We start from the raw sequence: 12,548 nt of genomic DNA, 5'->3' as shown, positions 1-12,548 counted from the left end.
TTGAATGGCTAAAGATGATGTAATTGAAGTCGAAGGTACCGTTCTTGAAACGTTGCCAAATGCTATGTTCAAAGTAGAATTAGAGAATGGGCATGTCGTATTGGCTCACGTTTCTGGTAAAATCCGTATGAACTTCATTCGTATTTTACCAGGAGACAAAGTTACGGTAGAATTATCTCCGTACGATTTAAATCGTGGTCGTATTACGTACCGTTTTAAATAATATAGCACTCCGTAATCTTTAAGGAGGTTCGAGACATGAAAGTAAGACCGTCAGTTAAACCAATCTGCGAAAAATGTAAAGTTATTCGTAGACGTGGAAAAGTAATGGTTATTTGTGAAAACCCTAAACATAAACAAAAACAAGGTTAATCAGAAGGAGGTGCATTCAGAATGGCACGTATCGCAGGTGTAGATATTCCTCGTGACAAACGCGTTGTTATTTCTTTAACTTACGTATTCGGCATTGGTCGCACAACTGCTGAAAAAATTCTTGCTGAAGCTGGTGTTTCTGAAGAAACACGAGTTCGTGATTTAACGGAAGACGAATTAGGACGTATCCGTGATATCATCGATCGTATTAAAGTTGAGGGAGACCTTCGTCGTGAAGTATCTCTTAACATCAAACGTCTAATGGAGATCGGTTCTTACCGTGGTCTTCGTCACCGTCGTGGTTTACCAGTTCGTGGTCAAAACTCTAAAAACAATGCTCGTACACGTAAAGGTCCACGTCGTACAGTAGCAAATAAAAAGAAATAATAAGTAAAGGAGGTTGAACTAACAATGGCACGTAAAACAAACACTCGTAAAAAACGTGTGAAAAAGAATATTGAAGCTGGTGTAGCTCATATTCGTTCTACTTTCAACAACACAATCGTAACACTTACAGATACTCACGGTAACGCACTTTCTTGGTCTAGTGCTGGTGCACTTGGTTTCCGTGGATCTCGTAAATCTACTCCATTCGCTGCGCAAATGGCTGCTGAAACTGCTGCTAAAGCTGCAATGGAACACGGTTTAAAAACTTTAGAGGTTACTGTTAAAGGTCCTGGTGCTGGTCGTGAAGCTGCAATTCGTGCTCTTCAAGCTGCAGGTCTAGAAGTAACAGCAATTAGAGATGTTACTCCAGTTCCTCATAATGGATGTCGTCCACCAAAACGTCGTCGTGTGTAATTTTTCTGTATAGAATTTTCCCTTTTGTCTATAATGGATATGATGCATTATCGAGAAATTTCGTACAGAAACATCGCTTGTTGTGCACAATCGGGAACTGCCTAAGGGGGACTTTCGGTTAGACAGAGGTTATACCTTTGTTTAACCGGGGTTTCGACGTTTTGAAGGAGGGTTTAGTTAATGATTGAAATCGAAAAGCCGAAAATCGAAACGGTTGAACTTAACGAAGATGCTAAATATGGTAAATTCGTAATTGAACCGCTTGAGCGTGGATATGGTACTACGTTGGGTAACTCCTTACGTCGTATTCTTTTATCTTCACTCCCTGGTGCCGCTGTTACTGCTATCCAAATCGATGGCGTATTACATGAATTTTCAACAGTTGAGGGCGTAGTAGAAGACGTTACAACGATCATCTTGAACTTGAAAAAGTTAGCTCTTAAAATCTACTCTGAAGAAGAGAAGACGTTGGAAATTGATGTGCAGGGCGAAGGTATTGTCACAGCTGCTGATATTACTCACGATAGTGATGTAGAAATCTTAAATCCAGATTTACACATTGCAACGTTAGCAAAAGATGCGCATTTCCGCGTGCGTTTAACTGCAAAGCGTGGCCGTGGGTATACGCCAGCTGATGCAAATAAAAGCGAAGATCAACCAATAGGAGTAATTCCTATTGATTCTATTTATACTCCAGTATCACGTGTGACTTACCAAGTGGAAAAGACACGTGTCGGACAAGTGGCTAATTATGATAAGCTTACGCTTGATGTATGGACGGATGGAAGCATCGGGCCAAAAGAAGCTATCTCTTTAGGTGCCAAAATCTTAACTGAGCATTTAAATATCTTTGTTGGTTTAACTGATGAAGCACAAAATGCTGAGATTATGGTCGAGAAGGAAGAAGATCAAAAAGAGAAAGTTCTTGAGATGACTATCGAAGAACTAGACCTTTCTGTTCGTTCTTATAATTGCCTAAAACGTGCAGGAATTAATACTGTACAAGAGCTTGCGAACAAAACAGAAGAAGATATGATGAAAGTTCGTAACTTAGGACGTAAATCCTTAGAAGAAGTTAAACATAAACTTGAGGAATTAGGTTTAGGTTTACGTAAAGACGACTGAGGATTTAAACCCATCAACAAAGGAGGGAACTACGAATGGCATACAGAAAATTAGGCCGTACAAGTGCGCAACGTAAAGCTATGTTACGTGACTTAGCTACTGATTTAATTATCAACGAGCGCATCCAAACGACAGAAACTCGTGCAAAAGAACTTCGTTCTGTAGTGGAAAAAATGATCACTTTAGGTAAACGCGGAGATCTTCATGCTCGTCGTCAAGCAGCAGCTTTCATTCGCAATGAAGTAGCTAACGCTGAGACTGGTCAAGATGCACTTCAAAAACTATTCGCTGATGTAGCTCCACGCTATGCTGAGCGCCAAGGCGGATACACTCGTATTGCAAAAATTGGTCCACGTCGCGGAGACGCAGCACCAATGGTAATTATCGAGTTAGTATAATGATAATTAAAAGGGCAGGACAGTTCTTTTCAAGAAACTGGTCATGGCCCTTTTTTTTAAATATAAAAATAGGCTTACTTGGCGAAGGAAAGGGTGCCTTGTATTGAAAAAAGAGAAACTTCGGACAGAAAATATATCATTTCAATATCCTGGTGCAGCCACTTATGCATTAAAAGATGTTTCATTCTCCTTATATGAAGGAGAATGGGTATCTGTTATTGGACAAAACGGTTCTGGGAAGTCTACACTTGCAAAATTATTGAATGGTTTGTTTTTGCCAGAAGCAGGGACAATTACAGTAAATGATACAATGGTTTTGTCAGAGGAAACGGTATGGGATGTTCGAAAACAAATTGGGATGGTATTTCAAAATCCAGATAATCAATTTGTTGGAACAACAGTGCAAGATGACGTTGTCTTTGGTTTAGAGAATATCGGAATGCCGAGAGAACAAATGGTAGAAAGATTAGATCAGGCCTTACGACTAGTCCGTATGGAAGATTTTCTTAATGATGAGCCACATTCGTTATCTGGTGGGCAAAAGCAGCGAGTAGCAATAGCAGGCGTTTTAGCACTTCAGCCGTCTATTTTGATATTAGATGAAGCAACGTCAATGCTAGACCCTCAAGGGAGACGTGAAGTGGTAGAAACGGTTAGACAACTTGTTAATGAAAAAGGTATTACCGTGTTATCAATTACGCACGATTTAGAAGAAGCGGCACAGTCAGACCGTGTCATTATTTTAAATAAGGGAGAGATATTAGAGGAAGGGACTCCAGAACAAATTTTCAAGTCCTCTCATATGCTCCAAGAAATTGGATTAGATGTACCATTTTCAGTGAAAATAGCAGAATTATTAAAAAGAAATGAAATTCTCTTGCAAAATACGCATCTTACAATGGAAAGCTTGGTGAACGAACTTTGGAGATTACATTCCAAAAAGTAGAACATCGTTATCAATATAAAACTCCATTTGAAAGACGCGCACTTTATGATGTAGACGTGTCGTTTCCAAGTGGGGGCTATTATGCCATTATCGGTCATACTGGTTCAGGTAAGTCGACGATGATTCAACATTTAAATGGTTTATTGCAGCCGACAAATGGCACAGTTCAAATTGGTGAACATTTCATTTCGGCAGGAAAGAAAGAAAAAAAGCTAAAGCCACTACGTAAAAAGGTAGGTGTTGTCTTTCAATTCCCAGAACATCAGTTGTTTGAAGAGACTGTGGAGAAAGATATTTGCTTCGGACCTACTAATTTTGGTGTATCTGTAGAAGAAGCGAAGCAAAAGGCAAGAGAGGCAATTCAACTTGTAGGGTTAGAACCAGAACTGTTAGTACGTTCACCATTTGAGTTAAGTGGTGGGCAAATGAGGCGTGTTGCGATAGCAGGCGTATTAGCGATGGAACCCGAAGTGCTCGTATTAGATGAACCTACAGCAGGACTAGATCCAAAAGGGCAAAATGAACTTATGGAGATGTTTTATAAGCTACATAAGGAGAAAGGCCTTACAGTTATCCTTGTAACGCATAATATGGAGGATGCTGCTAAATATGCCGAGCAGATTGTAGTCATGCATAAAGGAACGGTCTTTTTGCAAGGAAGTGCAGAGGAAGTATTTTCACATGCTGATGAACTAGAGAAAATTGGTGTGGATCTTCCTATGTCTTTAAAGTATAAACGTGCAATTGAAGAGAAGTTTGGCATTTCAATCCCAAAGGCTACCTTATCTTTAGAGGATCTTACTCATGAAGTTGTGCAGGTGTTACGAAAAGGTGGTCATGAATCATGCAGCAGTTGATTATTGGAAGATATATTCCAGGGAATTCTCTTATTCATCAACTTGATCCACGTACGAAGCTGCTGATTGTCTTTTTATATGTATTTGTTGTTTTCTTAGCAAATAATGCGATTTCATATGGATTTTTATTTTTATATGCACTCATTGCTTTATTTTTTGCAAAAGTGCCGATTCGTTATGTACTTTCGGGCTTAAAACCAATTCTATGGATTTTTCTTTTTACATTTTTCCTGCATATTTTAACAAATAAAGAAGGGGAAGTACTATTCCAGCTTGGTTGGTTTTCGATACATGAAAAAGGATTAGAGCAAGGAATATACATTTCTATACGATTCTTCGTTATTATTTTAATGACGACATTATTAACGTTAACGACGACACCCATTGAGATTACAGATGGTTTGGAGACGTTATTAAAGCCGTTGAAGCGTATAAAAGTTCCTGTTCATGAAATCGCATTAATGATGTCAATTTCTCTTCGTTTTATCCCGACATTAATGGATGAAACGAGTAAAATAATGAAGGCACAATCGTCACGTGGTATTGATTTTGCAGGGGGACCGATAAAAGATAGGATGAAAGCTATCATTTCACTACTCGTTCCTCTATTTATCAGTGCTTTTAAGCGTGCAGAAGACTTAGCAATTGCTATGGAAGCCCGTGGATATCAAAGTGGCGAAGGACGTACTAAATTTAGGCAACTACGCTGGAAAACAAGCGATACTGTAACGATTATAAGCTTACTTTGTTTAGCTTGTATTTTGGCATGGGTGCGATCGTAATGGAGAATAAAGAAATGGATAGAATAAAATGTACGGTTGCATATGATGGCATGCATTTTTGTGGTTATCAAATTCAACCGCAGCATCGTACTGTTCAACAAGAAATAGAGAAAGCTTTACAGAAATTGCATAAAGGGGAACTTGTTCGTGTTCAGGCATCGGGCAGAACAGATTCTACTGTTCATGCTAAAGGACAAGTGATACACTTTGATACACCGTTGTCTCTTGAAGAGTGGCAATGGAGCAATGCATTAAACACTATGTTACCAGATGATATTGTTATCACACAGGTAGAGAAAAAAACAGAAGAATTTCACGCACGTTACGGTGTCGAGAGAAAAGAATATCGTTATCGTGTATTATTATCAAAGACTGCGGATGTATTCCGTAGAAATTACGTATATCAATATCCATATCCGCTCGAAATAAATGCTATAAGAAAAGCGATCCCTTATTTTATTGGAACGCATGATTTCACTTCTTTTTGTTCGGCAAAAACTGACAAAAAAGATAAAGTGAGAACAATTTATGAAATCGAGCTAATTGAGCAGGACGACGAATTAATTTTTCGTTTTGTAGGTAATGGATTTTTATATAATATGGTCAGGATTATTGTTGGTACGTTACTGATCGTAGGGCAAGGAAAGCTTGATCCGGATAGCATTCCAGAGATTTTAGCGAAACAAAATCGTCAGTTTGCTGGAAAGATGGCTCCTGGTCATGGGCTTTATTTATGGCAGGTAAACTATAACAACTAATCCTGGTGTAACATTTGCTTGACATTAGAAACTCAAAAGTATATCATAACATATGGTATTGTTTCTAAAACCACGATTAGCCCCGGAAGGAAATCGTGTTTAAGATAAACAATAGATTTTTTCTATGGAAAAGATAACGAGGAGGGAAACACATGCGTACGACTTTTATGGCAAAAGCTAACGAAGTTGAGCGTAAATGGTATGTGGTTGATGCTGAAGGTCAAACTTTAGGTCGCCTTGCTAGTGAAGTAGCATCCATTTTACGTGGTAAAAACAAACCTACATTTACACCACACGTTGACACGGGTGATCATGTAATTATTATTAACGCTGAGAAAATTCATTTAACAGGTAATAAATTAAACGATAAAATTTACTACCGTCACACTAACCACCCAGGTGGACTTAAACAAAGAACAGCTCTTGAAATGCGTACAAACTACCCTGTACAAATGTTAGAGCTTGCAATTAAAGGCATGCTTCCAAAAGGACGCTTAGGCCGTCAAGTTTCTAAGAAACTAAACGTGTATGCTGGAGCAGAGCATCCACACCAAGCACAAAAACCAGAAGTTTACGAACTTCGCGGATAATCAATTAAAGGAGGGCTTACTTTGGCACAGGTTCAATACTATGGCACTGGACGTCGTAAGAGTTCAGTAGCGCGCGTACGCCTAGTTCCAGGCGAAGGACGCGTTATCATTAACGGTCGTGATTTTGAAAACTATATCCCATTTGCTGCATTACGTGAAGTAGTGAAACAACCTCTAGTTGCAACAGAAACTTTAGGTAACTACGATGTACTTGTAAACGTAAATGGTGGTGGATACACTGGTCAAGCTGGTGCTATTCGTCACGGTATTTCTCGCGCTTTATTAAAAGCTGATCCAGAATACCGTCTAACACTAAAACGTGCAGGTCTATTAACTCGTGACGCACGTATGAAAGAGCGTAAAAAATACGGTCTTAAAGGCGCACGTCGTGCACCTCAGTTCTCAAAACGTTAATTTTTGCGAACTACAAACCCCAACCATTTTGGTTGGGGTTTTTTATGTTTCATTCCTCTTTTGAAATTTTTGTAGTTTGGAATATTTTAGTGCTATCCTCTCGCGTATGCTTCTTCTTTAGAAGTTTAGACTAATACGTATTAGGGAGGTTTATAAGTACTATGAATGTCATTGTCAGCTTACAAGAAAAACAAAAAGAAAAGCAGTTGAAATATGAGCGGAAGATGCTGCGGGAATTATCATTAAAAACATTACGTTCAAATATTAGAGATGCCTTTCAGATGCAGGAACTTCATCGTCAGTATGAAGATTACTGCATTGAATTAGGGATAGAATCGTATTTATTAGGAGCGAGATATAGTAAATTTGGTTATTATGGCGAATCGTTCTTTGATGTGAAATATAGGGCCTTAGAAGAAGAGCAACAATTAACGGAAACACTATTTCAATTTTTAACGAGCATGACTATGCGGGAGATTAAGTTACAAGATGAGGAATTACTTTTTGAATCTTGCCAGCAGTTTATCGGCTTATGGTGGCAGGAAGGATATGAAAAAGGTGAAAGAAGATATCGATTAAAGCTTCATTAAGACAAGCATAAACTTTCCTCTTGTCCCATATAAGTAATTAGAGGGACTAGCTGGAGGAGGAAAGGTATGAAGAGAATTCGAATTATCTCTTTTGCACTCGCTGCGGTTATTTTGTTTTTTTTAGTCAAACAAGAATTTCAAATTACAAAATCGTGGCGAGCTTGGAATTTACCCTTATCAGGGAAAGTAATCGTATTAGATGCTGGGCATGGTGGACCAGACGGAGGGGCTGTTGGTGGCAAGGATATTGTAGAAAAAGATATTACGCTTGAGATTACAAAGAAGGTGCAAGATTATTTACAAGAGCAAGGTGCACTAGTTATTTTAACGCGTGAGGGAGATTATGATTTAGCCCAGAAAGATACAAAGTCATATAGTAGACGTAAAGCAGAAGATTTAAAAAAACGTGTAGAGATTATTAATAAACCCGATGTAGATTTTTTTGCAAGTATCCATTTAAATGCTTTAACTAGTAGTGGATCAAAGGGCGCACAAACGTTCTATTACCGTTCTTCAATTGAAAATGAACGTGCTGCGAAATTTATACAAGCTGAGTTGAGAACGAGTTTAGAGAATACAAATCGTTCTGCTAAAACAATTTCTCATGTGTATTTATTAAAGTATGCGAAAAACCCAGGTGCTTTAATTGAAGCTGGCTTTTTATCGAATGTAAATGAAAGGTATATGTTAAATTCGGAGAAATATCAGCAAAAGGTAGCAGCTGCTGTATATCGTGGTATATTACGTTATTTCACGGAAAAAGGAAATCCTCCAGAATAAGGAGGATTTTTTTGCGTTTCTCTCGTTAACGAAGTTTTCCGAAAATATGTTATACTGGAAATGTAAACGCATTTATTTCAAAAGTAAAGAGAGATATATTTAATTAACATTATGTTATTTTTCATACAGGGGGCTGGGCTAATTATGGTAACGAAAGAGCAAGTAGTGGAAGCGTTAGAAGGGATTGTAGATCCGTTTTTACATAAAACGTTAAAAGAAACAGGGGCAATTAAAGAGGTAACAGTCAAGCCTGAGAAGGAACATGTAAGTGTTAAAATTGCAATCGTAAAAACTGGTACCGCGGAACAAATGCAATTGCAATCTGGAATTGTAAAGTTAGTAAAAGAACTAGGAGCAGCAACAGTAGGGCTTCGCTTTGCAGAATTTACAGAAGAGGAATTAGCTCAGTTTGCACCAGAACAAGAAGAAGAGCAAACTGAATCTTTATTGTCACCAAATTCGAAAACGATATTTTTAGCAGTGGCGAGTGGAAAAGGTGGAGTAGGGAAATCAACAGTTTCTGTTAACCTTGCTATTGCTTTAGCTCGTCTAGGGAAAAAAGTTGGTATCATTGATGCCGATATTTATGGTTTTAGCGTACCTGATATGATGGGGATAGAAAAACGCCCTGTAGTAAGAGGAGATAAAATCATTCCAGTGGAGCGTCTAGGTGTAAAGGTAATATCAATGGGGTTCTTTGTAGAAGATAATGCACCGGTTATTTGGAGAGGACCTATGCTTGGGAAAATGTTAAATCATTTCTTTACAGAAGTAGAATGGGGCGATTTAGATTATTTAGTTTTAGATTTACCACCAGGTACAGGTGATGTTGCGCTAGACTTACATTCGATGCTACCAGCTTGTAAAGAGATTATTGTTACAACACCGCATCCAACAGCGGCATTTGTAGCAGCACGTGCTGGAGCAATGGCTTTGCGTACAGAACATAGTATTCTTGGTGTTGTTGAAAATATGGCTTATTTTGAAAGTAAAACAACTGGCGAAAAAGAATATGTGTTTGGAAGAGGTGGAGGAGATAAATTAGCTACAGAACTTCAAACAGAAGTACTTGGCCGAATCCCGCTTCAACAACCTGATTGGAATAAAGAAGATTTTGCGCCGTCAGTATATGAAGATACGCATACGACAGGTCTTATTTACCGCACAATAGCTGAAACGGTAATTGATAAAACAACTGTTGCGCAAAAATAAAATAATAATGAGTGGATGATACATATATTGTCCACTCATTATTATCGTTATTATTTTTACTGCTGTTCCTTTTTACCTTCTTGGGAACCACCTTCACCGCCGGCTTCCTTTTTATCAGAACCACTTTTTTCGGCTTTTTGGACACCTTTACTAATAATATCAATCATCTTAGCTTGGAAGAGTGGGCTTTCAGCAGTTTCTGTTAGTACTTGTTGTAAATATTGACGGTATTCTTTGCTCTTCATCGTTTGTAACATCATTTTTTCTACTTCAGGGTTTTTCATAATTTCCATGACGCCTGCTTGGTATTCAGGGTCTTTTAGTAATGTTTTCATTAAAGCTGTTTGTTCTTTTCCCATACTTTTAGCGAATTTCGATGAGAACTCAGGGTCTTTAAAGAGCTTTTCCCAGAATTGTTGCCCTTTATCGGATACCATTGCATCTTCAATCGTTTTCTTTACTACTGTTTCATCTAGTATGAGTGCTTGTTTCATTTTTTCATCAGTTAACACATCTTGAATGGCTTTCTTACCTTGATCGGTTTTTAAAATATCAACAATCATTTTCTTCGTTTGATCATAATCAAGTTCGGACTTTGCTTCTTTTTCTTGTGCACATGCTACAAGTACAAGAAATAGAAAAGAAGAAGTCAAAACGAGCAGCATCCGTTTCATAAGTTGGAACTCCTTTCAGCACAGTTCTCTCTTTTTAATATAAATATCTTTAAGGAATTTATACATGAACATGGCTAGCTTTTTGAAATTGTCATTGATACAATTTAATTAGAAATATAAGGATAATGGGGGATGTGTTGTGAATAGCCGCAAGTGGGTACGACTATTTTTTACGACGTTGTTTCTTGGTGGGGTTAGTACAGTCATTATTGGATTTGTTTTAGAGTGGGACAAGTACGCTAAATTTTTTCAAAATTTCGACGGAAAGGAAATTTTGGCAGTTTCCTTCTGGTTGATGGGTGTAGGATTTATTTTTAGTGTGATAAGTCAAATGGGGTTCTTTGCTTATTTAACAATCCACCGTTTTGGACTAGGAATGTTCCGATCATCTTCTTTATGGAATATAGTCCAGCTCTTCTTTATTGCATTCGTTTTATTTGATTTTGTGTATTTAAGATCGGTATTGATTGCAAATGGGGAAATTTCATTAGGGAATAACATACTTGTTGCTGGTGTGTTATTTATGTTTGGTGCCATCGTTGCTTATATAAAAAGTAAGGAAACGAATAAAAAGGCATTTGTGCCAGCTTTGTTCTTTATGGTGGTTGTAACAATTCTTGAGTGGGTACCAGCACTTCGAATTAATGATACAGATTGGTTATATTTAATGGTGATACCACTTTTATTATGTAATGCATATCAGTTACTTATATTACATCGTTTAATTGGAAAGACGAGTAAGTCGGCCTAATTAAGAGAGTTTTTAAGCAGGGTAGTTGTACGAATGAAAATATCGGGATAAAAAAAGCTCTATTACCTGAACGAAAGGTATTAGAGCTTTTTATGTGTAAAAAATTATTGGACATCTTTACTTTTCGTACTTGTGTTGGAAATAAGTTGTGATACGGATATTTGCTCATAGCCGTCACTCTTTAATTTCTGTAGAAGCAGTGGTAAAGCTTTATTTGTTTGAAGAGCAGAATCGGATGCATGTAATAAGACGATATCTCCACCTTTTAAATTATTAGAGACGGTGGAAACGATATTGTTTACACCAGGGTTTTTCCAATCGTTTGAGTTATTACTCCAATGAACGACAGTGTATCCGAGTGATTCTGCTATTTTAAGTGTTGCCTTGTTAAAGTCTCCACTAGGTGGACGCAATAGTTTAATTTGTTTCACACCGAGTTTTGTAAAAACATCTTGTGCTCGCAGAAGATCTCTTCTTATTTCATTTGCCTCTAGAGAAGTGTAGGACGTGTAATTATAACCCATACTACCGATTTCATGTCCATCTTTTATGATGCGTTCAACAACATCAGGGTGTCTTTCTGCCCATGCAGCAGAAAGGAAGAAGGTTGCATTCTTAATATCTCTTTCTTTAAGTGTATCAAGGATTGGAATTGCTTTTTTGTCTCCCCAACTAATATCAAACGTGAATGCAACTTGTTTTTTAGAGGTGTCGCCTTTGTAAATAACTTTAGGTCCTGTAGCGGTTGAAAAAGCAGACTCGTGTGAATATGTTTTCAAAAAGAGTAGCCATGCTGTAAATAAGGAAAGTATCACTATTAAGCTAATGTGTTTAAAGTTTCTTTTACTCGTAATAAAAAAGAAAAACATAATATTACGCCCCTTTGTCCAATCCTTTTCAGTTACATATATGCTGTAAATATAAAAAAGAGAACAAGGGATTAATATCGTAAGTAGTGGATATAATGGATGGTAGGATTTTGTTAAATGAAAATGGGCTTAATTTTTATTGCTCTGGAAGAAATGATTGAGGTGATGATTTGCTTGGGTTTATGTTAACGAAAGAAGAGAAAAAAGAAATGGAATACATATTGAAGAGAGAGTTAGAAGAACTTTTATTTGATTTTGAAGATGAACGTATTCATGACGTTGTAAAAAAGGCAATGGAAGAAAGATATAAAATCATTTTTTGTTTGTTTCGAAGAGTCGCTAATGCAGAAGAATGTATTCGTTATGTAAGAAAAAGAACTTTTTATTAAAAAGTGTTGACGTCGATAGATATTATATGATAAATTAATAACCGTCGCTGATGCGGAAACGCAAAAAACGACAAAAAAGAAATTGAAAAACTTAGTTGACATTAAAAAACGAAGATGTTAACATAAGGAAGTCGCAAATGAGCGACCAAGTAGTTCTTTGAAAACTGAACGAAACAAACAACGTGAAACGTCAATTTTTATTTTAGATGCTAGACAAACTAACTTTATTGGAGAGTTTGA

19 protein-coding genes are annotated in these 12,548 nt (G+C 37.4%); 17 read left to right on the top strand and 2 right to left on the bottom strand.

What is annotated here, in order from left to right:
* The first annotated feature begins 4 nt into the window (after window positions 1-4).
* From infA to ACTFSI_RS25950, 15 genes are all read left to right on the top strand, one after another.
* Window positions 5-223, top strand: a complete 219-nt coding sequence (gene infA / locus ACTFSI_RS26020) for a translation initiation factor IF-1 (RefSeq protein WP_001029884.1) — start codon at window positions 5-7, stop codon at window positions 221-223.
* 35 nt (window positions 224-258) lie between these two features.
* The gene (rpmJ, locus tag ACTFSI_RS26015; protein ID WP_000868344.1) at window positions 259-372 is read left to right on the top strand and encodes a 50S ribosomal protein L36; all 114 of its coding nucleotides are present in this window, start codon (window positions 259-261) and stop codon (window positions 370-372) included.
* Between the two features lie 21 nt (window positions 373-393).
* Window positions 394-759: a 30S ribosomal protein S13 gene (gene rpsM, locus ACTFSI_RS26010; RefSeq protein ID WP_000090789.1), complete on the top strand. Its 366-nt coding sequence runs from the start codon at window positions 394-396 to the stop codon at window positions 757-759.
* Between the two features lie 24 nt (window positions 760-783).
* Window positions 784-1,173: a 30S ribosomal protein S11 gene (rpsK, locus tag ACTFSI_RS26005; protein ID WP_000101799.1), complete on the top strand. Its 390-nt coding sequence runs from the start codon at window positions 784-786 to the stop codon at window positions 1,171-1,173.
* A gap of 180 nt (window positions 1,174-1,353) precedes the next feature.
* Entirely contained in the window at window positions 1,354-2,298 is a 945-nt protein-coding gene (locus ACTFSI_RS26000) for a DNA-directed RNA polymerase subunit alpha (RefSeq protein WP_000569643.1), read from the top strand.
* Window positions 2,299-2,333: 35 nt separating this feature from the next.
* A complete protein-coding gene (rplQ, locus tag ACTFSI_RS25995; protein ID WP_000331490.1) occupies window positions 2,334-2,696 on the top strand; it encodes a 50S ribosomal protein L17 in 363 nt (120 codons plus the stop codon).
* Between the two features lie 103 nt (window positions 2,697-2,799).
* Window positions 2,800-3,642: an energy-coupling factor ABC transporter ATP-binding protein gene (locus ACTFSI_RS25990; protein WP_000711783.1), complete on the top strand. Its 843-nt coding sequence runs from the start codon at window positions 2,800-2,802 to the stop codon at window positions 3,640-3,642.
* Window positions 3,618-4,499, top strand: coding sequence for an energy-coupling factor ABC transporter ATP-binding protein (locus tag ACTFSI_RS25985; protein WP_000406520.1), 882 nt, complete (start codon window positions 3,618-3,620; stop codon window positions 4,497-4,499). Before ACTFSI_RS25990 ends, ACTFSI_RS25985 begins: the two co-directional genes overlap by 25 nt.
* The gene (locus ACTFSI_RS25980; protein ID WP_001186536.1) at window positions 4,487-5,281 is read left to right on the top strand and encodes an energy-coupling factor transporter transmembrane component T family protein; all 795 of its coding nucleotides are present in this window, start codon (window positions 4,487-4,489) and stop codon (window positions 5,279-5,281) included. The genes ACTFSI_RS25985 and ACTFSI_RS25980 overlap by 13 nt, the downstream gene beginning before the upstream one ends.
* 14 nt (window positions 5,282-5,295) lie before the next feature.
* On the top strand, window positions 5,296-6,039 hold the full coding sequence (gene truA / locus ACTFSI_RS25975) for a tRNA pseudouridine(38-40) synthase TruA (protein WP_070807269.1): 744 nt from the start codon (window positions 5,296-5,298) through the stop codon (window positions 6,037-6,039).
* Window positions 6,040-6,191: 152 nt separating this feature from the next.
* Window positions 6,192-6,629 (top strand): 50S ribosomal protein L13, encoded by a 438-nt coding sequence (rplM, locus tag ACTFSI_RS25970; protein WP_001260793.1) that lies wholly within the window; start codon window positions 6,192-6,194, stop codon window positions 6,627-6,629.
* A gap of 21 nt (window positions 6,630-6,650) precedes the next feature.
* A complete protein-coding gene (gene rpsI / locus ACTFSI_RS25965; RefSeq protein WP_000079986.1) occupies window positions 6,651-7,043 on the top strand; it encodes a 30S ribosomal protein S9 in 393 nt (130 codons plus the stop codon).
* A 161-nt stretch (window positions 7,044-7,204) separates the two neighbouring features.
* Complete coding sequence (locus tag ACTFSI_RS25960; protein WP_001101006.1) at window positions 7,205-7,633, top strand: YbaK family protein; 429 nt, start codon at window positions 7,205-7,207, stop codon at window positions 7,631-7,633.
* Window positions 7,634-7,699: 66 nt separating this feature from the next.
* Complete coding sequence (gene cwlD / locus ACTFSI_RS25955; protein ID WP_000822435.1) at window positions 7,700-8,413, top strand: N-acetylmuramoyl-L-alanine amidase CwlD; 714 nt, start codon at window positions 7,700-7,702, stop codon at window positions 8,411-8,413.
* Between the two features lie 144 nt (window positions 8,414-8,557).
* Window positions 8,558-9,625 (top strand): Mrp/NBP35 family ATP-binding protein, encoded by a 1,068-nt coding sequence (locus ACTFSI_RS25950; RefSeq protein ID WP_138322574.1) that lies wholly within the window; start codon window positions 8,558-8,560, stop codon window positions 9,623-9,625.
* Window positions 9,626-9,681: 56 nt separating this feature from the next.
* Here ACTFSI_RS25950 and gerD read toward each other — a convergent pair whose 3' ends face one another.
* The gene (gene gerD, locus ACTFSI_RS25945; protein ID WP_000827521.1) at window positions 9,682-10,299 is read right to left on the bottom strand and encodes a spore germination protein GerD; all 618 of its coding nucleotides are present in this window, start codon (window positions 10,297-10,299) and stop codon (window positions 9,682-9,684) included.
* Between the two features lie 139 nt (window positions 10,300-10,438).
* Between gerD and kbaA the strand changes: the two genes are divergently transcribed.
* Window positions 10,439-11,050, top strand: a complete 612-nt coding sequence (gene kbaA / locus ACTFSI_RS25940; protein ID WP_070805071.1) for a KinB signaling pathway activation protein KbaA — start codon at window positions 10,439-10,441, stop codon at window positions 11,048-11,050.
* A gap of 104 nt (window positions 11,051-11,154) precedes the next feature.
* Here kbaA and pdaB read toward each other — a convergent pair whose 3' ends face one another.
* A complete protein-coding gene (pdaB, locus tag ACTFSI_RS25935) occupies window positions 11,155-11,919 on the bottom strand; it encodes a polysaccharide deacetylase family sporulation protein PdaB (protein ID WP_000464707.1) in 765 nt (254 codons plus the stop codon).
* Window positions 11,920-12,089: 170 nt separating this feature from the next.
* Between pdaB and ACTFSI_RS25930 the strand changes: the two genes are divergently transcribed.
* Window positions 12,090-12,308 (top strand): hypothetical protein, encoded by a 219-nt coding sequence (locus tag ACTFSI_RS25930; RefSeq protein WP_000900296.1) that lies wholly within the window; start codon window positions 12,090-12,092, stop codon window positions 12,306-12,308.
* Window positions 12,309-12,548 lie beyond the last annotated feature (240 nt).

Origin of the sequence: Bacillus cereus group sp. MYBK101-2 (genome assembly GCF_051918845.1) — a bacterium.
Lineage (GTDB): Bacteria > Bacillota > Bacilli > Bacillales > Bacillaceae_G > Bacillus_A > Bacillus_A paranthracis.
This window is presented reverse-complemented; position numbering and strand designations above follow the sequence as displayed.